This window comes from Candidatus Polarisedimenticolaceae bacterium (assembly GCA_036275915.1).
GTDB lineage: Bacteria > Acidobacteriota > Polarisedimenticolia > Polarisedimenticolales > DASRJG01 > DASRJG01.
Window position 1 is genome coordinate 272,591 of record DASUCV010000011.1, and the last position, 18,004, is coordinate 290,594.

13 protein-coding genes are annotated in these 18,004 nt (G+C 70.2%); 9 read left to right on the plus strand and 4 right to left on the minus strand.

Annotated elements, in window-relative coordinates:
* From VFV19_10780 to VFV19_10815, 8 genes are read left to right on the plus strand one after another with little or no spacing between them, the layout of a single operon-like run.
* Entirely contained in the window at positions 1 to 1,608 is a 1,608-nt protein-coding gene (locus VFV19_10780) for a protein kinase (GenBank protein HEX4824791.1), read from the plus strand.
* Between the two features lie 9 nt (positions 1,609 to 1,617).
* Positions 1,618 to 2,526 (plus strand): hypothetical protein, encoded by a 909-nt coding sequence (locus VFV19_10785; GenBank protein HEX4824792.1) that lies wholly within the window; start codon positions 1,618 to 1,620, stop codon positions 2,524 to 2,526.
* Between the two features lie 35 nt (positions 2,527 to 2,561).
* Positions 2,562 to 3,977, plus strand: coding sequence for an FAD-binding protein (locus VFV19_10790; GenBank protein HEX4824793.1), 1,416 nt, complete (start codon positions 2,562 to 2,564; stop codon positions 3,975 to 3,977).
* A 2-nt stretch (positions 3,978 to 3,979) separates the two neighbouring features.
* The gene (locus VFV19_10795; GenBank protein ID HEX4824794.1) at positions 3,980 to 4,402 is read left to right on the plus strand and encodes an SCP2 sterol-binding domain-containing protein; all 423 of its coding nucleotides are present in this window, start codon (positions 3,980 to 3,982) and stop codon (positions 4,400 to 4,402) included.
* Positions 4,366 to 4,836, plus strand: a complete 471-nt coding sequence (locus VFV19_10800) for a GNAT family N-acetyltransferase (protein ID HEX4824795.1) — start codon at positions 4,366 to 4,368, stop codon at positions 4,834 to 4,836. Before VFV19_10795 ends, VFV19_10800 begins: the two co-directional genes overlap by 37 nt.
* A gap of 57 nt (positions 4,837 to 4,893) precedes the next feature.
* Positions 4,894 to 6,882 carry a TonB-dependent receptor gene (locus VFV19_10805; GenBank protein HEX4824796.1) on the plus strand — a complete coding sequence of 663 codons (1,989 nt, stop codon included), beginning with the start codon at positions 4,894 to 4,896 and terminating at the stop codon, positions 6,880 to 6,882.
* Position 6,883: 1 nt separating this feature from the next.
* Entirely contained in the window at positions 6,884 to 7,828 is a 945-nt protein-coding gene (locus VFV19_10810; protein HEX4824797.1) for an ABC transporter substrate binding protein, read from the plus strand.
* Positions 7,825 to 9,741 carry an ATP-binding protein gene (locus VFV19_10815; GenBank protein ID HEX4824798.1) on the plus strand — a complete coding sequence of 639 codons (1,917 nt, stop codon included), beginning with the start codon at positions 7,825 to 7,827 and terminating at the stop codon, positions 9,739 to 9,741. The genes VFV19_10810 and VFV19_10815 overlap by 4 nt, the downstream gene beginning before the upstream one ends.
* Before the next feature lie 26 nt (positions 9,742 to 9,767).
* Here VFV19_10815 and VFV19_10820 read toward each other — a convergent pair whose 3' ends face one another.
* Together VFV19_10820 and VFV19_10825 are read right to left on the minus strand one after the other, a co-directional pair.
* On the minus strand, positions 9,768 to 11,348 hold the full coding sequence (locus VFV19_10820) for a hypothetical protein (GenBank protein HEX4824799.1): 1,581 nt from the start codon (positions 11,346 to 11,348) through the stop codon (positions 9,768 to 9,770).
* Positions 11,329 to 12,852 (minus strand): Sapep family Mn(2+)-dependent dipeptidase, encoded by a 1,524-nt coding sequence (locus tag VFV19_10825; GenBank protein HEX4824800.1) that lies wholly within the window; start codon positions 12,850 to 12,852, stop codon positions 11,329 to 11,331. The genes VFV19_10820 and VFV19_10825 overlap by 20 nt, the downstream gene beginning before the upstream one ends.
* A gap of 127 nt (positions 12,853 to 12,979) precedes the next feature.
* Between VFV19_10825 and VFV19_10830 the strand changes: the two genes are divergently transcribed.
* Positions 12,980 to 15,076, plus strand: a complete 2,097-nt coding sequence (locus VFV19_10830; protein HEX4824801.1) for a hypothetical protein — start codon at positions 12,980 to 12,982, stop codon at positions 15,074 to 15,076.
* Here the strand turns inward: VFV19_10830 and VFV19_10835 are convergent.
* Positions 15,073 to 16,497 (minus strand): HEAT repeat domain-containing protein, encoded by a 1,425-nt coding sequence (locus VFV19_10835; protein ID HEX4824802.1) that lies wholly within the window; start codon positions 16,495 to 16,497, stop codon positions 15,073 to 15,075. The genes VFV19_10830 and VFV19_10835 overlap by 4 nt on opposite strands.
* A 268-nt stretch (positions 16,498 to 16,765) precedes the next feature.
* Positions 16,766 to 17,971 (minus strand): sialidase family protein, encoded by a 1,206-nt coding sequence (locus tag VFV19_10840; protein HEX4824803.1) that lies wholly within the window; start codon positions 17,969 to 17,971, stop codon positions 16,766 to 16,768.
* Between the last annotated feature and the right edge of the window lie 33 nt (positions 17,972 to 18,004).

Here is an 18,004-nt window from a genome sequence, read left to right on the forward strand (position 1 = left end):
ATGCAGACGATCGGACACTTTCGGATCGTTCAGGAGATCGGGCGCGGCGGCGCCGGCGTAGTCTACCTCGCCGAGGACCTCGAGATTCCCGGGCGCCGCGTCGCGGTCAAGCGCCTCAAGCCCGAGGTCGCGGCGGCCGACGCCGGCGTGCTGCGCCGCGAAGCCGCGACGCTTGCCGCGATCGAGCATCCGCACATCCTCACGGTGCACGAGGTCGGCACGGCGGACGACGGGCTCTACCTCGTCACCGAGTACATGGCCGAGGGGTCGCTCGCCGACCGGATCGAGCGCGGCCGCCTCCCCGTGAAGGAAGCGCTGGCCGCGGCGCGGCAGGCGGCCTCGGCGCTCGCGGCGGCGCACGACCGCGGGATCCTCCATCGGGACGTGAAGCCGGGGAACATGCTCGTCGCCTCCGACGGCCGCGTGAAGGTATCGGACTTCGGGCTCGCCGTGAACGCCGTGCCGAAGGCGAAGGACGACGGGGAGACGACGGCGACGGTCACGCTCGATCACGGCTCGGGAAGCTTGTACGGGACGCCGCTCTACATCCCGCCCGAGGCGCTCGCCGGGCTGCCGGCGACGCCCGCTGCCGATCAGTTCGCGTTCGGCGTCGCCTTCCACGAGATGCTGTCGGGGCACCGGCCGTTCTCGCGGAAGCGCGGGCTCCACGCCGTCCTCGACCGGCCGTCCCTCGATCCGAAGATTCCCAACGATCTCTTGCGCATCGTCGCGAAGTGCATCGCGAAGGATCCGCGCGATCGTTTCGCCGGCATGAACGAGGTCGTGGCGGCGCTCGACCGCGCCGTCGCGCGGCGCGGCCGCGACCGGAAGGTCCTGATCGCGGTCGTGGGGGTCGTCGCTCTCGTCGCGATCGCGTCGGTCATCACATGGCGCATGCGCGTCTGGCAATCGAAGCGCGAAGCCCTGCGTCTGAACGAACGGGGGCGATCGGCGCTCGAGGCCGGTCAGTTCGCGGAGGCGCGGCGCCTGTTCCTGGCGGCGCGCGGCGCCGACCCGAGCTACCTCGCGGCGTGCACGAACCTCGGCACCCTCGCCCTCCTCGACAAGGATCCGTCGTGGGCGGTCGCAATCCTCGGCGACTGCGCCCAGACGTTCGGCGACGAGGACGTCGTCGTCTACAACCACGCGTCGGCGCTCAGGCGCGCGGGGAATCTGCCCGGTGCCGAAGAGTCGCTCAGCCGCGCGCTCGAGCTGGCGCGCGGCCGTGCGCTCGAGGCGCCCGCCGCGAGCGAGCTGATCCTCGTCCTCCTCGCCGAGGGACGTGCGGGGGACGCCGTTGCGCTCGGCGCCGGCTATCGGCCGCCCGCCGCCGACACCGCGGAGCACGCGATCCTCATGAAGAGCATCGGCCTCGCCGAGCTGGCCGACGGCTCGCCCGACGCCGCGGCGAAAACCTTGAGGAGCGCGCTCTCCGGACCGCTCCCCAAGGGGCCTCGCATCGATGCGCTCGTCGGGCTCGGGCAGGCGGAGGAGGGGTCGGAAAACAAGGATGCGGCCGTGGCCGCGTTCGCCGAGGCGATCGCGGCGGGCGCGGAGGGGAAGGCCCGCGACGACGCGACCGAGGGGCTGGCCCGCCTCGCGAGGTAGACTGCCCGGATGATGCTCATTCTCGCGGCGCTCGTTGCTCTGGCCTCGGTGGCGTCGGATCCCGCTGCCGGCGTCATCGTCGGTGTCTCCGGTCACGTCGTCGTCCAGGGGGCGTCATCGTCGTCGCAACCGGCGACTCTCGGGATGCGTCTCGCTCCGACCGACGTCGTCGTGGTCGATCGTGGTGCCACCGCGTCGGTGTACCTCAAGGGCGGCGGGGTCGTGCGGCTCACCGACGCGACGCGCTTCGCGATTCCCAAGAGCGTCGAGCCGCACGAGGGTGCCGCGAAGCTCAAGAGTGGGACGATCGCGCAGCTCGAGAGCGGACTCTGGGTCTTGAACGATCCCTCGGGCAGCTTGCTCGTCAGCCCCATGCGCGGCGACGCGGGCTGGGAGGCGGGCGACGCGCCTCTGCCGCTGACACCGCGTTACGAGGCGCTGACCGAGACGAAGGCGACGTTCGCGTGGACCGGCGGCCCGCCGAAGGCGCGAGTCGTCGTCGCGAAGAAGCGGGACGTCGTGTGGCGGAGCGAGCCGGCGGCACCCGGCAAACCGCTCGCCGCAGGGAGCGCGCTGGCGCTGGCGCCCGGCGAGGTCTACACGTGGTGGCTCGAGCCCGAAGCGGGCGGGGCGCCGCTGTCGGCGGGGGTTCCGTTCCGGGTCGCGGCGGCCGACGTCCTCGACCGCACGCGCGCGCTCGAAGGCGAGGTGGGGCCGCTCCCGGCCGAAACGGCGAACTATCTCGAGCTGGCCCACTACGTCGGCGCTTCGAGCTGGACCCACGTCATGGCACTCGCGAGCGTCATGCCCGAGGGCGAAGCGCGGAAGCGCGCGCTCGCCGCGGCCGCCGAGGGACTTCGCCTCGACGAGCGCGGGGCGAAGGCGCTCGCGGCGCAGCTCGTGGCGACGAAACCCTAGCCGCCCTCGTTCCCCTCCGGTACATTGCACGGCCTATGGACAAGCTCCTCGCCTCGCTCACCGATGCCCTCGCAGGGACGATCCGCACCCCCGACCAGTTCACCGCCGATCAGGTCCAGAACTACGGGCGGATCTTCCAGTGGACGCCGCGCTTCGTCGTCTACCCGGACTCCGCCCGGGACGTGACGGCGCTCGTCGAGTTCTGCCGCAAGAACAAGCTGTCGCTGACGAACCGCGGCTCGGCCCACTCGCAGTCGCAGCTCGCGATCAACCAGGGCGGAGTCCTCGTCGAGATGAAGGCGATGGATAAGATCGGCGCGATCGACCATGACGCTCTCACGGTCGACGTCGAGGCGGGAGTCGTCTGGCGCGATCTCGTCCACCACCTCGCAAGGCACGGCCTCGTCCCGCGGGTGCTCACGAACAACCTCGGCGTCACCGTCGGCGGCACGCTGTCGATGGCCGGCATCGGCGTCGCGTCGTTCAAGTTCGGCTCGCAGGGGGACAACGTCGTCGACATGGACGTCGTCACCGGCGAAGGGAAGCTCGTCACCTGCTCGCCGGAGAAGCATGAGGATCTCTTCTGGGGCGCGATCGCGGGGCTCGGATCGTTCGGCGTCATCACGCGCGCGAAGCTCCAGCTCCGCAAGATGAAGCCGATGACGCGGACCTACTATCTGCTCTACGACGACCTCCGCGTCTTCCTGGACGATGCGCGGATGTCGATGGACAGCGGGACGTGGGATCACCTCGAGTCGTGGGGCGCGCCGTGCGCGCAGGGGACCCGGCCGGTGTCGGGGCGGCGCCAGGTCTTCGCGAAGTGGTTCTACCCGTTCCATCTCACGATCGAGTACGACGAGGGGCATCCGCCCGATGACGCGGCGCTGCTCGCCGGCCTCCGCCCTTACGACAACGTCTACACCGACGACTGCCCGACGATCGATTTCCTCGAGCGGATGGTGCCGGTCTTCGAGCTGTGGAAGAAGGCCGGGACGTGGGAGTTCATGCACCCGTGGATCGAGTGCATCCTCCCCTGGGAGACGGCGGCCGATTGCATGGAGCAGGTGCTCGCCGACACGCCGCCCGGGATCCAGGTCGGGGGGCACGTCCTCATCTGGCCCGCGAAGGGGACGACGTCGCGCTCGAAGAACTTCATGGTGCCGGAAGGGGAGAACCTCGTCGGCTTCGGCCTGCTCCCCGCGGTTCCGCAGAAATTCTGGGGCGAGATGAGCGAGCGCTTCGAGAACGTGAGCCGCATGATGGTCATGTTCGGCGCGAAACGCTATCTCTCCGGCTGGGTCAACTTCACGCCGGACGAGTGGAAGGAGCACTTCGGCGCGCGCTGGGACGAGATGGTCGCGCTCAAGCGGCGCTACGATCCCGATCACATTCTGAACCCCGGATTTCTTCCGTTCGATGCGCCGAAGCAGGCGGGCGCGGGGAGACGCTGAGCATGGCCGTGACCTTCGGAACGGAGGCGTGGGCCGAGGCCCTTGCCGCCGAGATCAACCGCTCGAGCGAGTACCGGAACGCGGCCGTGAAATGGGGCGACGGGTTCAACGGCAACGTGCTCCTCGTCTTCGACGCCGACACGAAGCTCCCCGAGACGCGGTCGCTGCTCGTGAAGCTCGCCAAGGGCGCGTGCGGCGGTGCGTCGTTCATCGAGGGCGGCAGCCACCCCGACGCGGGCTTCGGACTGCGCGCGCCGTTCTCCCTGTGGAAGGACGTGCTCGAGCGCAAGACGATGGCGGCGACCGCGATCCTCTCTGGCAGGATGAAGGTGGAGGGGGACAAGATGACCCTCCTCAAGCACACGTCCGCGCATCGTGCCCTCGTCGCGTGCGCCTCCGCGATCGACACGGAGTACCCGGCCTGATCGTCCGGGAAGCGGCCGCGGCGGATGCGGCATCGATCGCCGAGCTGTCGGGCCAGCTCGGGTACCCGGCGACCGCTGCGGAGATCGCTTCGCGCATGGAGTGCATGACCGCGGACGGCCGCGCCGCGATCTTCGTCGCGGCGGAAGGCGATACCGTCGTCGGCTGGATCTCCGTGCGCGCGGACCTGACGCTCGAAGGCGGCTCGCTCGCCGAGATCGCGGGTCTCGTCGTCGACGAGGGGCGGCGGAGCGGAGGCATCGGACGCGCGCTCGCCCTCGCCGCCGAGGGCTGGGCGAAGACCCACGGCCTGCCGAGGATCCGGGTGCGGAGCAACGTCGTCCGCGAGCGCGCCCACGTCTTCTACCGGCGCCTCGGGTACGGCCCCACGAAACATCAGGCCGTTTTCGACAAAAAGCTGACCGGATTGCCCTGACCCGCCGCGGAAACCAGATTTCCGCGCGAGGCCCTTCGGGCCTCGGAGGGGGGCACCGTGTCCTTCAAGAGACTTCTCGCCGTCCTGGCGTTGGGGGCGCTTCATCCGGCGCAGGCGGCCGACCCCGTCGCCGATCGCGAGACCGCGGCCCTCGGCTGGCAAGGGCCCGAGCTGATCGCGATCCCGTGGAGCGAGGCGCCCGGCGCCACGACCGTCATCACGGCAGAAGAGATCGAGCGCTCCGGCGTCTCGAACATCTTCGATCTCCTGCGCCGCGTGCCCGGCGTCGACATCCGCTACACGCCGATGGGCGGGCACATCTCGATCCGCTCGAGCGGGTCGTCTCCCTTCTCCGAAGAAGTGCTCATGCTCATCGACGGCTCGCCCTACAACAGCCCCGACAAGGGCGGCTTCCCCGGGCACCCGAACTACACCGGCTTCTTCCCACTGTCGCGGATCGAGCGGATCGAAGTCGTGCGCGGGCCGGTGTCGGTCGTCTACGGCGCGAACGCGTTCGGGGGCGTCATCAACATCGTGAGCAAGAAGCCGGCCGAGGTTGTCGGCGACAACGGCTCGAGCCTGAGCGCGCGTCTCGCCGCCGGCAATGAGCGCACGGTGCGAGGCAACGTCGGCGTCGACATCGCCGACAAGAGCGCCTCGGGAGCCGTCGAGGTCGGCGCCTTCTCCGGAAACACGCCGATCGAGCTGAACGGCGACGCCGATCACCGCCAGAGCTATCTCTACGGTGCCGGCCGCGTCGGGAACTTCTCGGGCTCGCTCCTCCACCAGCAGAGCGATTACGGCTCGTTCTCGTTCTCGGGGTTCCCGACGATCCCCGCGCACAACGACGTCGATATCATCGACACGCACTACGATGCGAGGACGGACCGCACCACGTTCCATTCGTCCCTCACGCTCAACCGCTACCGCGGGACGACCTGCGCCAACTGCCACAACAACCAGAGCGGGCCGCCGGACAACGCGGTGACCCCGTACGTCGGCGACGAGCGCGAGACCGACTCGCGCGTGCGCGTCGCGCTTCGCACCGACACGACCCTCACCGACCACCAGGACCTGACCGCCGGCTTCGAGGCCGAGCGGGACGAGGTGTCGCGCGACATCGTCAAGCAGGACGACGTGCCGAGCGTGCGGTCGGGTGGCGGCCTCTATGCGCAGCACCAGTGGCACGCGGCGGACGGCGTCTTCCACTTGCTGACCGGCCTCCGGGCCGACATGGCCGAAGGGTTCGCTCCCGCGTATTCCCCTCGCATCGCGGCGGTCATCGAGCCCGACTCCGACTGGAGCATCCACGTTTCGTGGAGCCGCGCTTACCGGCTTCCGTCGTGGAACGAGCGCTACATCGAGCAGCGCTTCCTTCCTTACGACATCGCGCCGAATCTCATCGTCGTCATCTACGGCAACCCCGATCTCCAGCGCGAGCGGATCGACTCGGCGCAGGGCGGGTTCGCGTGGCGCTTCGCCAAGTGGGCGGTTCTGAGGGCCGACCTCTACAACAACGACGTCGACAACTTCATCTATCGCGGCCCCACGTTCTTCGTGCCGGGAACGCCGAACGAGATCCAGCAGCCTTACTTGAATCGCACTGATCCGTTCCGCGTCGCGGGAGGCGAGGCGACCCTGCTCACGACCCCGGTCAAGTCGCTCCACGTCAACCTCGCCTACGCGTACCGTGCGACGTCGCTCCCCTACGGCGACGCCGCGAACGCCTATGCGCCCCGCAGCCGGGCGTACTTCCTCGCCGACTGGGCTCCCGGCAAGCACTGGACCGTCAACGTCGCGGCACAGTACTCGAGCGGGTACACGGTATCGTCGCCCGCGATCTTCGGGCTCCGGCCGCAAGGCTCGTACACGCTCTACGACGCCGCGATCCACTACCGGATTCCCGTCTCACGCGGCGAGATCGCGCTCGAGCTCGACGGTCACAACCTCTCCGACGCGCACCCCTACGAGACGCTCGTCGCGCCCGACATCAACACGGCGCTCCGCGGCCGCTTCGTCACGTTCGGCGTCAGGCTCACCTTCTGAGATGAAGCTCGCACGCGCCGCCGCGCTCGCTCTCGCGCTCCTCCTGGAGCCGGCGGGCCGTGCTCTGTCGTCTTCGCCCGGGGCGCTCGTCGTCGTGTCGCCTGGGCCCGAGGCGTATCGCACGGCGGGCGACGCGGCACGGCGCTCGATCGACGAAGGCGGCGTTCCCGCGGAGGTCGTCGTGCTCGAGGACGCCGCGGCGGAGAAGCGGGTGGCCGAGCGTCTCGCGGCGTCGGGCAACGTCGCGCTCGCGGTCGGTGCGAGAGCCGCGCGATTCGTCCGTGCGCAGGCGCCGGACGCACGCCTCGTCTACGCGATGCTCCTCGACCCGGAGGCGCTCGGCCTTCCCGGCCCCGGCGACGCGCCCAAGAAGAACATGACCGGCGTCACGATGGACGTCGATCCCGCGGCGCAGCTCGAGGTGCTCAAGACGCTCGCGCCCGAGGTGAAGAGAATCGGTGTCCTCTACGATCCCGCGATCTCGGGAGCCGCCGTTCGCAAGGCGCAGGCGATCGCGCGCTCGAAGGGGTTCGAGGTCGTCGCGCAGGCGGTCCGCGGCGAGGGCGAGGTCCTCTCGGCCGCCACCCTGCTCGTTTCCTCGGTCGATGCGCTCTGGGGGATCGCCGACTCGACCGTTCTGACCGCCGCGAACGCGCGGGCCCTCATCCTCCTCGCCCTGCGAAGCCACAAGCCCCTCCTCGCGCTGTCCGAGAGTTTCGTCAGAACCGGCGCGCTTGCGGCGCTCGCCGCCGATCCGGCCGAGGTCGGGCGCGCGGCGGGGACGATGGCGGCGAGCCTCGCGAAGAACGAGCAGCAGCAGGCACCGTCGCCGATCGGGCCTCCGCGCCTCGATCTGTTCCTCAACAAGGCGACCGCCGAGCACATCGGCGTCGCCGTTCCGCCGCAGCTCGCCGCCAAGGCGAGCGCGGTCTACCCCACACCATGAGCCATCGCACACCGTTCGCCCGCTCCCTCGCCGTGCGCCTCGTCTCGCCACTCGCCGTCGCGCTCGCGCTTCTCTGCGCCGTCGGGGTCGTCGTCCTCGGCAACACCGTGCGCTCCGAGGGGAAGCGCGATCTCTCCGAGCGCGCGGAGATCATCGCCGGAACGCTCGCCTACAACGCCGAGCTGCCGCTCCTCGCGCGGGACGTCGGCGGACTGAAGGCCCTCTTGGACGGCGCCGCGCGGACGAGGGACGTCTCGAGCGCGGCGGTCCTCGACGCGTCGGGCCGCGTCGTCGCGTCCGTCGTCGCCGACAAGCACGCCGCCGGCGAGCGGGCGATGCTCGTCGTCGAGAAGCCGGTCGAGACCGCTTCTTCCGGCACGGGCCGCGATGAGGGCGCCTTCGCGCTCGACACCCCGGGAAACGAGACGAAACACGCGATCGGCTCGGTGCGCCTCGTCATGTCGACCGAGTCGACGGACGAGAGGACGCGGGGGCTCCAGGCGCAGATCGCCGCGGGCGCCGCGATCCTGCTCGCGCTCACGATCGGTCTCGGCGTCTTCATCGCGCGCATCGTCTCCGGCCCTCTCGGACGGCTCGTCGCCGCGACCGCGCGCGTCGCCCGCGGCGAGGCGTCGGTACGCGTGCCCGTCTCCTCCAGGGACGAGGTCGGCGAGCTGGCGGAAGCCTTCAACGTGATGGCGCAGGACCTGGAGAAGACCCGCGCCGATCTCGATGCCGAGCGCCGGGCGCTCGAGGACCGCGTCGCCGCGCGCACCGCCGAGCTGTCGCGTGCGCAGGAAACGTTGATCCACTCGGAGAAGCTCACGGCGGTCGGCCAGCTCGTCGCCGGAGTGGCCCACGAGCTGAACAACCCGCTCACCGTCGTCCTCGGAAATGCCGCGCTCCTCATGGAGCGCATCAAGGACGAAGACCTGAGGCGCCGCCTCCAGACCGTCGTCTCCGCCGCCGACAGCTCGCGCAAGATCGTGCAGAACCTGCTCGCCTTCGCGCGCAAGCGCTCCCCCGAGCGCTCCGCGATGAGCCTGAACGAGGTCGTGCAGCAGACGATCGGCCTGCGCGCCTACCACCTCAGGAGCGAGAAGATCCGCGTCGAGACCGAGCTCGACCCGTCGCTCCCGAAGGTCTCCGCCGACGTTCAGCAGGTCCAGCAGGTCATCTTGAACCTGCTCGTCAACGCCGAGCAGGCGATCGAGGACGCGGGCCGCGGCGACCGCATCAAGTTCAGCACGAAGAGAGACGACGAGCGCGTGGTCCTCACGATCGAGGACAACGGCCCCGGCATGCCGCCGGACGTCCGCAACCGCATCTTCGAGCCGTTCTTCACGACCAAGGAAGTCGGCCGCGGCACCGGCCTCGGCCTCTCCATCTGCTACGGCATCATCAGCGAGCACGACGGCGACATCCGCGTCGAGAGCGAGCCCGGGCAGTTCACGCGGTTCACGATCGCGCTGCCGCTCGTTGCCCACGTCGAGGCGAAACCGGCCGAGCCGAGCGCCGCACAGGTCGCCGAGATCGCGGAAGCGCTCCGCATCCTCGTCATCGACGACGACCCGACCATCCTCGACCTCGTCACCGCCGCTCTCGACGGTAGCGGCGCCACCGTCTCCGCCGCCCGCGGCGGCCGCGAGGCGATGGGCGTCCTCGCCAAGGGTGAGCGGTTCGACATGATCCTCTCGGACATGCGCATGCCCGACGTCGACGGCAGCGGCGTCTACCGCTACCTCAAGGAGCACCGCCCCGAGCTGGTCGACAAGCTCGTCTTCGCGACCGGCGACATCGCCAACGCGAAGTCGGTCGCGTTCCTCGAGTCGGCGGGACGTCCCATCCTGACGAAGCCGTTCTCGATCGCAGCGCTCAGGGAGACCGTGGCGAGGGTCGCGAAGACGCGATGACTCCGGTCAAAGTCGCCTGAACCGGATCACTTCACCTCGATCATCGAGTAACGCTCCGGTGCCATCGCACCGAGGCGATAGGGCAACGGACCGAACACCGACGCATAGAAGCCGGCTCCGGCATAGGAGCGCATCGTTGACGCCGGCAGCGTCGATCCGACCTCGAACCGATCGGTCGGACCGGTTTTCGACTTGGGCAAGCCGACGATCTGCGTATTGCTGTAACCGAACGCGACGACGTCGCCGGGGTTCAGCTCGGCCGTGACCATGTCCAGCGGCTTCGCGCCCCAGGACTCCATGTAGTACTGGAAGCCCCAGTGGCCCTCGAATCGAGCGGTGCGCCCCGCCGCCTTGGCTCGAACGATGCCCGAGGCCTCTCGGCCGGCGTCGGCGAGCTGAACGTCTCCGACCGTGACGACCAACGTGACGATCGCCGAAACGGCGATGGCCGCCGCCGACATCCATCGCGGGCGCTCCGGCAGTCGGCGCACGATCAAGATCGCCGCCGCCGGGACCAGGGGAAGGATCGAACGTCCGTTGATCGTCCAGTTCACGAACGACGCGAAGACGAACGTTCCCACCACCCAGGCGGCGAGGAGCGCGGCGTCGGGGCTCTTCTCCCGCCGCCAATCATCGATGGCGAGCGCGAGAAGCGAGAGGCCGCCCGCGACGAAGAAGGCGGCGTGGACGCCGACCGCCAGACGCTCGGTGTCGGCAATCATCGTGGCGCGTGTCGCAATCAGGTACGCCGCGATCACGGCGACGCCGGCGGCCGCGATCCAACCGCGCACCTTCCAGAGCCACGGCGCGAAGGCGAGGGCGGCGAGCATGCAACCGCCGGTGAACGAGAGTCCCATGAGCGCACGGTCGAGGAGCGGGATGTTCTCGCCGGCCCGCCAGTCGGTAGCGTACGCCGCGGCGTCGAGAAGGAGGCCACGACCGTAGAGGTGGCTCGTCCAAGCTTGGTAGGCCGCGAGCATCGCGACGGGAACGACGAGTGGCGGCGCCCAGCGCCTGAGCGGCGTTCGTCGCAGGAGCGCGTCGAGAACGAAGAGGAGAAGAAACGCCGCGCCGAAGTACTTCGTCCATGCGGCGACGCCGGCGAGGGTCATCGCGGTCCACAGCCGTCCGTCGCGCCAGAGGACGAGCGCCCACACGCACAGCGCGAGCATGAGGACGTCGCAGGTCACGCCCGACGCCGTGAGCACGGTCACAGGTGTGAGCCACGAGACGAGGAACGCGAGGAACGGTCTCGCGCAAAGCCTCCGCGCCAGCTCGAGCGTGCCGAGACCGAGAGCGACGGCAGGTAGGAGGAACGCGACGTGGAGCGTGATCTCCGACCAGCCTGCGACGGAGCCGACCGCGGCGATCAAGTACGAGGTCAGTGGAGGATTCTTCGTGATCTCGGCAACGGAACGCGGTGTGAGCGCCCAGTTGACCTGGAAGCCGTACGGGTCGAGAGGGTGATCGACGATGTGCTTCCCGATCCAGACGAAGAGAGGATCGTCGATGTGAAATGCTTTGCCGACGAAGGGGAGAAGCGTCGCGACGACGATCGCCGCCACGAGTCGGCGCTGCGCCTTCGGGCTATCGAGCGAAAGGGGCATCGATCTTCGGCCCGCACGCGATGTCGGCGAGCGCGGCGATCAGGACATGCGTGCCGCGGTGGAGGTCGTCGATCGAGATCTTCTCGTCGACGTCGTGGCCGGGGTAGGGCTTGCCGGGGAACCACATCCCGAAGGCGATGCTGCTCGGAAGCCGCTTCGCGTATGAGCCGCCTCCGCCGACGAACGGGGGCGCGGGCGTGCCGGTCGCCCTCGCATACACCGCCAGGAGGCGCTTCACCAGCTTGCACTCGGGATCGAACGAGAGCGGCTCGTCGTCCCAGTAGCCGTCCATCGCGAGCTTCGCACCGGTGCGAGCGTTGAAGCGACGGACGACGTCGGTCAGGTAGGCCTTGATCTGCTGGCCGGTGCGCGGCGGCGGGCGGCGGATCGAGACCTCGAGGCGCAGCGAGCCGTCGTCACGCGGCTTGATCGTGCCGACGTTGACGATGTGCCGGCCCCACAGCGGGTCGCTCTCGGTGAGGCCGAGCCCCGTGCCGTAGATGTCCCGCCCGGCCATGCGCGCGAAGGCGAGCAGGTCGTTTTCACCGGAAGCGGGCAGCAGGTTCTCGGTGACGCGCGCCAGGGCGACGAGGGCGTTCCGGCCGCCTTCCGGATTCGTGCCGCCGTGGGCCGACTTTCCATGCGCGATGACGGTGAGCGTCCCGCCGGGATCGTCGATGAATTCGAGGCGCGTACCTTCGGGAAGAGGACGCTCCTGAAGGCGTGCGACGAGCGAGCCCCACTGGGGCACGCCGCGAATCCACTGGAGAACCAGCTCGGCGCGGTCGGGGACGATGCTCGCCGAGAGGCCGGCGCTCAAGCTCTTGATGCGGAACGGAAGCTCGGCGTTCGATCGCGCTCCCGGTTTCGCGTCGAGGTAGAGGCCGGTCCACGCCTTCTCGCCGACGACGACGGGGAAGTCGTAGTCGAGGACGAGCGAGTAGTCCGGCGGCGCATGGCCGGCGAGATACTCCTTCATGTCGAGGTTGTCGCTCTCCTCGTCGCTGCCGACGAGGAGGCGGATCGTGTGCGAGCGCGCCGGCCCCGCCGCATCGAGCGCCTTCATCGCGAGGAGGGCCTGCACGATCGGGCCCTTGTCGTCGGCGGCGCCGCGCCCGAGCACGTAGCCGTCCTTGTCGGCTCCGGCGAACGGCGGGATCGACCAGGCCTTCTCGTCCACCGGCTGCACGTCGCCGTGGGCGACGAGACCCAGCACCGGCGCTCCGGTGGGTCCCGCCAGCTCGACCTCGACGACCTTGCCCGCATTCCGTGTCGTGAATCCCATCGCCGTCCCGGTCTTGATCAACCACGCCTGCTGCGCGTCGCGGGCGGCGATGTTGCCCTTGACGGTCGGGAAGCGGATCGCTTCCTCGAGAAGCGGCACGAGACGCGGCTTCAGATCGGCGTCGTAGAACGCCGCCGGGTCCTTCGGCCTCGAAGGTCCGGCGCAGCTCGCGAGCGCTACGAGCACCAGCGCGGCGAAAGTGCGCAGGCGGTCGATCATCTGGCCTCCGGCGAGGACGGGACGTCATCGCGAGCGCACAGAATAGCGCGCAAGAAGCGCGGGAACGCCGGGCATCGGGGTTGCGTTAGACGCTTCCGAGCCCGAAGTTGTCGGGTGGGAGATCACCATGAGAACGACCAGCGTCCTGACGCTCGCCGCCCTCACCGGCCTGGCCGCCATTGGCGTGGTGCACGCCGACGATCTCGCGCCGCGAAAGGCGGTGCCCAAGGTCGCGCTCGAGTACAAGCGCGATCCGGCGGCCCGGCGCGATCCCGACGACGCTCCCGCGAAATCCGCGCCCGATCTTCCCGACGACCTCAAGGTCGTCGTCACGGTCTCACCGCAGGTCGCCGCCGCGCGTCGCGGCGCGCCGCGTCCCGCCGCCGATCCCGAGACGCTGGGGGACAAGGCCGGCGAGACGATGGCGCTCGAGGCGACGCGCGAATGGGGCTGGCGCCAGTACTGGCGCGCCGGCTTCCAGCGCGGTGCCCGCGAAGCCTTGAACGACCCGCGCCCCGCGACTTGGGAGCGCCGCGAAGGGTTCCGCTACGGCCGGCTCGACCCGCGCGCGATGACGGTCGGCGGGTCGATCGCGCAAGACGCCGCCGTCGACGCCGCCGCCGGCATCGCGGCCGACCGCGTGCGCGCGCAGTTCGCCGATCTCTCACGCGATCCGCGGAACGACCCCGCGTCGCCCGGCGCCGCCGCCGCGTCCTCCCGGTTCATGCCTTCGGGACCGTGGGCCGACCAGCCGGTCTTCGACGACGTCTTCGCCGCGATGCCGTTCGGTTCCGCGCCGGGCCTGAGCCGCGACGCGCGCGCCGCCCTCGACGGCTGGGACGCGCAGCCCGCCGGGCTGACGCGCGACGCGAGCGCCTCGCGCGCCTACGACGGCGCCTGGAAGGATTCCGCCTACGCGTTCGCCGTCTGGCGCGACCGCCAGCGCCCCGGTTCGTACTGGACGAAGTTCGGTCCCGGCGAGCGCGATCGCTTCCGCGCGGCGTTCTTCGAGAGCTTCGACGACACCTTCGCGGCCGTCGATCTCCGCCAGGTGTACGCCGGCTGGCGCGTCGGCTACGCCGACGGCTGGCGCTACGGCCGGGCCGTCAACGCCGAGTGGGCATACCGGCAGGGTTACGCCGACGGCTTCAACGACGGCGTCAGGGCCGCCGCCGCGATGTCGTTCGGCTTCCTGTTCGACAAGGCGTACGCCGCCGCGTACGAGCGTGAGTACCAGAACTGGTCGCGGAACCCGCGGCCGGCGCTCGAGGACGTGCACGTCGTCGACGCCGGCGGCGACGGCGTCGTCGAGCCGGGCGAGCGCGTGATGCTCGCCGGCAACATCGTGAACTACGGCGGCGCCGACGGCACCGCCGACGTGAGTGTCCACGGCACGATCCTGACGGCCGGCGACGACGCCAGCGTCCGCGTGGCGGCGCGCAGCCGCGTCCCGATGCCCCGCCTCGTCCTCGCGGTCGCCGGCAACGTCCCGCCGCGCACGCAGGCCGACCTCGTCGTCGGCCTCGACGACGACCGGCAGAAGGTCCCCGTCTACGTGTCGTGGCCGCTCGAGCTGGCGAACGAGCCTTCGATCGAATCGGACCCGCTCCGCGGCACCGTGCGCGTCGCGCTCGCGGTCGCGAACCGCAGCCGCAACCCGATGCGCGCCGAGACCTCGATCGCAGGCAGCGGCGAGCCGCGCCGCGATCGTCTCGACGTCCCCGCCGGCGGCACCGCCACGACCGAAGCGGTCTACGACGGTCTCCGCCCGCTCGACCTCCTCGCCGGCACCCCGCGCTTCGACGTCAGCGTCGCGCGCGACGGCACGCTCCAGGACACGCGCACCGTGACGCTCGCGCCCGCCTCGACCGATCTCTCGAGCCCCGATCTCGTGAGCTACATGATCGAGCTCGCCCACACCCAGCGCGTTCCGATGCGCGACATCACCCAGGCGCGCGCGCTCCTCATGGACCGCATGCGCGCCGACTGGCAGCGTGCGATCGCGGCGGACGGCAACCCCTACAAGGTCGACTTCGAGGAGGGCAGCGCCTCAACCGCCCTCGGCGAGCTCGTGCGCGCCGTGGGCGGGACCAAGGGCCGCTTCGCGAACCCCGATGTCTTCGACGGCGCCGGCTCCGACATCTCGGCGCTCGCCGAGGATCTGCCCGGCGCGCACCCGATGCTGCGCAAGTGGATGAAGAAGCTGGCGAAACGGGTCGGTTAGTCGTCGGAGTGAGTGAGCGCGGCAACGCGCGCCATGATCTCCTCGTCGCCGCTCCACCACGCGACGTTCTCGCGGAGCCAGATCAAGAGACCGAGCTGGAGCTGTCCCTCGGTGCCTTCGATGAGATCGACCACCCAGGAAATCTGATCGCGATCGCCCGTGGCGGCGGACAAGCGCACGCCGACGACCTGATCGCTTTCGTCGAACGTCACGGCAAACCCGGATCGCTCGGCTAGGCGCCAACCCGGGGACGCAAGCTCGGTCATCGGTATGTCGAACTCCACGGGAGGACGGGACGTCGCGTCTGCCGTGCCCTCCTGCACCAGCACGCTTTCCGGGACCCAGCACGCGAACGTGCCGGACATCACGAGGTACCAGATTTCGCCTTTCCATTCGAAGACGTCGTGCGCGGTGACCGACCTGCCGTCGACGAGCCTCGGGCGAATCGCATCCGGGTTTTCGTATCCCGGCACCTCCCAGCAACGCACCGAACGCGAGCGATCGCTCGCCCGGAGCGCAAACGATCCGAAAGACAGCTCGCGGTTTTCGGCGGAAAACTGAAGAAGCACCGGCAGGAGGCGCGCCGACGTTCTACCAGTCACGACGGGCTCCTTGACACTCGCCTGCGATCCTCCCTCGTCGTCCTTGGGGGGCGGATCGGGCGCCCGAGGTGCAAGCCACGCGACCGCCGCGTGGGCGACTGTGGGATTGTCGGAGAGCGTCAGGCGGCGGAGTGCCTTGAGCGCATCTGGACGATCAATCCACCTTCCGAGATACGACAGCGCGAGAGCGGCACGCGGCCCGTCGCTGTCGGCGACCCGCTCGATCACCTGCACGCTCCGCGGCATCGCCAGATCGCCGACCGCTTCGAGCGCCGCGTCTCCGAGCACGCCCGGATCGTCGTGCGCAAGCTCCTCGAATTGGCCGATGTTTGTCGTGTCCTGTTCGCTCGCGAGCGCAAGAGCGACCTCGGACAATACCCAGGACCGCGGTTCGCTCTCCCACATCCGTAGGAGCCGTGGCACGACCGGGCGTTCGCACGTGTCCTCGGTGACGATGGCGGCGGCGCGGCGGCGGACGTTCGGCGACGGGTGCGATAGCGCTGCGACGGCGAATCCGTCGAGCGCGTCGCAGTCGAGCTCGATCGCGTCCATCAGGCGGGCGACGATGCGATCGTCCGACTCGTTGCGAAGGATTTGTCCGAGGGTGCGCAGCGCCTGCACGCTGCAGCCGTCGAGGTCTTCGTCCTCATCCAGAAGATCCTGGATGTGGGGAACGCCGTCGCTCACGAGCTGCCACCGCTCGGTGAACGATCCCCAGCGAAGTATCGACAACGTCGCCATCAGCTCATCGCAAGCCGTCGAATCGTTCGGGGCCGATGTGAGCGACATCATGAATGCGAGCGGTAGGAAAGCGTTCATCGTCCGGCCCTCCCGTGATGTGCATCGACACTAGGCCCGACGCGCGCTGACGAGAGGCTCGTCGATCGATCCGCGTTGCAAGCGTCCCGCGCGAATCGCGGTGGAGAATCCGCGAGCCACGACTGGGTATTCGGAGATGGCGGTCTCGCGTACCACCGGTGGTACATCGTTGTACCGTCCGTGGTACGCGGCACTCCGTTCTCCGAAAACATGACTCCGCTTTCGCTCCGGGAATTCGGAGAAGCGGAGTTTCGGAAGCTGTCCCCTCTTACGGCAGGGTGACGAGCGCGGCGCGGAGCTTGGCGGGGGAGCCGGTCTCGGTCCAGGCGGCGAGCACCTCGCGCGCGCCGGTGGCGGCGATGCGCGGGTAGCCGGAGGAGCGCGCCGCGGAGGTGGTGCCGACGACGACGGGCGCCGCGAGCGTGCCGTCGGCGCCGATGCGGCGGACGGTGACCTCGCCGCGGTCGCCCTTCTTCTCGAGCCACGCGACGACGGGGGAGCCGTCGGGAAGCAGGGCGGCGTCGACGCGGCCGCCGGGAGTGCCGGCGTCGAGACGAACGGGCGGCGAGAACGTCCCGGCGCCGTCGGTCGATCGCACCGCCCACACGGATGGGCCGGCGCCCGCGCCGGTGAACCACGCGACCACGGTACGATCGCCCTGCGCCGCCACGGCGGGGCCGTTCGTCGGGCATGCCGTCAGGCGCCAGCCGTCGGCGTGCACGGTATCCGGGGGCTGCCAGCGGCCCTCTCGCTGGCGCACCACCGACGTGTCGCGGCGCTCGTCGGCGTCGCGGTCGCGGTAGGCGACGACGGGGCCGGAGGCGGTGGCGGCGCCGGCGGTCTTGCAGCAGTCGCAGACGCGGGGGTCGAGGACCGTCTCGGGGCCGAACGCCTGGCCGTCCCACTGCGCCCAGTAGAGGGCGGTGCCCCCCTCGCCGTAGCTGGCCAGCTCGCCGGCGCGACCGTCGAGCCAGGCCATGCCGAACCGTCCGGCCTGGGCCAGCGGGATCAGGCTGGCCAGCCCGTGCTCGGTCGCGGTGTCGTCGCGGTGAGGGCGCGTGGGAGCGCTCCAGGTGCCGCCTCCGTCGCGCGAGACGGCGGTGAGAAGGTCCGTGGCGTGGGTCGAGCCGTCGCGCTTGACGCACCAGTGCGCGGCGAGGCCGCCGCCGGCCAGAGGGACGACACCGGGGACGTCGGCGCCATTCGCGGCGAGGTGGGGGTCCTGCTCCGCAGTCCGCGCGGCGCTCCAGCCGCTCGCGTCACGCACGGCATAGCGAAGCGTGCCGCCGTCTCCCTGCGGCTCGACCCAGCTCAGGACGACGCGTCCGTCGAACGAGGTGAGACGCGGCGCGATCGCGCCGGGGGCGGCCGGAGGATCGAGGGGACGAACGGCGGTCGCGGACGGCGTGCCCTTGGAGCAGGCCGCCGCGCCGACGAGCAGCGCGGCCAGGAGTGCGGTGCGGGGGACGCCCATGGAGGGTCTGTTATACGACACGACCCTCCGGCG

Bases quoted from the DNA above. Each gene is read 5' to 3' on its own strand.
- VFV19_10835 (HEX4824802.1), bottom strand. From the start codon at position 16,497: ATGAACGCTTTCCTACCGCTCGCATTCATGATGTCGCTCACATCGGCC.
- VFV19_10820 (HEX4824799.1), bottom strand. From the start codon at position 11,348: ATGCCCCTTTCGCTCGATAGCCCGAAGGCGCAGCGCCGACTCGTGGCG.
- VFV19_10815 (HEX4824798.1), top strand. From the start codon at position 7,825: ATGAGCCATCGCACACCGTTCGCCCGCTCCCTCGCCGTGCGCCTCGTC.
- VFV19_10780 (HEX4824791.1), top strand. From the start codon at position 1: ATGCAGACGATCGGACACTTTCGGATCGTTCAGGAGATCGGGCGCGGC.
- VFV19_10830 (HEX4824801.1), top strand. From the start codon at position 12,980: ATGAGAACGACCAGCGTCCTGACGCTCGCCGCCCTCACCGGCCTGGCC.
- VFV19_10785 (HEX4824792.1), top strand. From the start codon at position 1,618: ATGATGCTCATTCTCGCGGCGCTCGTTGCTCTGGCCTCGGTGGCGTCG.
- VFV19_10840 (HEX4824803.1), bottom strand. From the start codon at position 17,971: ATGGGCGTCCCCCGCACCGCACTCCTGGCCGCGCTGCTCGTCGGCGCG.
- VFV19_10795 (HEX4824794.1), top strand. From the start codon at position 3,980: ATGGCCGTGACCTTCGGAACGGAGGCGTGGGCCGAGGCCCTTGCCGCC.
- VFV19_10825 (HEX4824800.1), bottom strand. From the start codon at position 12,852: ATGATCGACCGCCTGCGCACTTTCGCCGCGCTGGTGCTCGTAGCGCTC.
- VFV19_10810 (HEX4824797.1), top strand. From the start codon at position 6,884: ATGAAGCTCGCACGCGCCGCCGCGCTCGCTCTCGCGCTCCTCCTGGAG.
- VFV19_10790 (HEX4824793.1), top strand. From the start codon at position 2,562: ATGGACAAGCTCCTCGCCTCGCTCACCGATGCCCTCGCAGGGACGATC.